The 1,433-nt window shown below is 60.5% G+C and carries 1 protein-coding gene; it reads right to left on the reverse strand.

The genetic code is table 11. The features are described 5' to 3' along the window. On the reverse strand, nt 1–1,433 hold a 1,433-nt coding region (locus GCT19_RS42005; protein WP_152855087.1), incomplete at both ends, for a non-ribosomal peptide synthetase.

Consider the following 1,433-nt stretch of genomic DNA (forward strand, 5'->3'; position numbering starts at 1 on the left):
GTCATTGCGGCCCAGGAACTCCAGATTGCCGTCCGGCAGGTACCGCGCCAGGTCCCCCGTGCGGTACAGCCGATCGCCCTCCACAAAGGGACTGGCGATGAACCGCTCGGCGGTCAGCTCGGGGCGGTTCAGATAGCCACGCGCGACCCCCGCCCCGCCAATATAAAGCTCGCCCACCGCACCAAACGGCACCGGCTCGCCATGACCGTCCAGCAGATAAGCCCGCGTGTTCGAAATCGGACGGCCAATCGGGACCACTGACCCATTAAAATCAGCCGGGCAATTCCAGACTGTCGCGAAGGTCGTCGTCTCGGTCGGGCCGTAGCAGTGAACGAGACGTACGGGGCCTTCTTCTTTCAGCACTCTCAGAAATGAGCGGAGATCATTGGGCTCCCCTCCACAGAGGAGGTACTTAAGTTGGGCTAACGTGGGAGCAATCGATGATGTAAATTGATTGAATAATGCTGTTGTTAGAAAAAGTGACGTCACCCGGTGCTGTTTAAGCGCCCGGGCAAAGCTGGAAGGATCTGCGACAGCTTGCATTGCAACAATGCAACCACCGTTAAGTAGCGGCGCCCACACTTCGAATGTGCTTGCGTCGAAGGCGGGATTGCCGGCCCATGCCACACGATCGCCCGCCTCGATCTTCGCATATGCATTGTTGATCACGAGCCGGTTGACAGCACGATGAGGGACAAGAACTCCTTTGGGAAGGCCGGTTGAGCCGGAGGTGTACATTACGTATGCGGCAGCGTCAGCAGTCAATGCCAGGCCAGGATCGGAACTACATCCCGTTCCAACTATGAGCGGCTCTATAGCCACAACTGGTATCGTCGCCTCAACCAGCTTGTCGCCGTCAATCTGGCCAAGCACCAGGCGGGCAGCACAATTAGCCATCAGCCATTCCTGTCGCGCAGAGGGAAGGCCACGATCGATTGGCACATATACTCCGCCCGTCTTCAGGATCGCCAGCTGCGCCACCACAAGAGCGACGGAGCGGTCAAGCACTGTCGCAATGCGATCTCCCGGCCTGACTCCAAGTGCGATCAGATGATGGGCCAGCCGGTTGGCCCGCGCGTTGAGCTCCCCATAGCTCAGTCTCTCGTTCTCATGCACCAGCGCCACCGCCTCCGGTGCCCGCCGCACCTGCGCCTCGAACAGCTCATGGATGCACCGCTCCGACGGATACGCCGCCTCCGTGCGGTTCAGCTCCTCCAGCAGATACCGGCGCTCCGCCGCCGGCAGGATGTCGATGCGCTCCACCGGCTGCCCCGCGTCCGCAACCATCGCCCGCAGCAGCGCCAGCAGATAACCACGCTGCCGCTCGATCGTCGCCTGATCAAAAAGTGCCGTGGCATAGTTCAGTGTTCCAGCGATCTCCTCGCCATGCTCGCTAAGGCTCAGCTCCAGATCGAACTTGACCTGATCGAGCC

The sequence above is a fragment of the Paraburkholderia atlantica genome (assembly GCF_009362785.1).
GTDB lineage: Bacteria > Pseudomonadota > Gammaproteobacteria > Burkholderiales > Burkholderiaceae > Paraburkholderia > Paraburkholderia atlantica.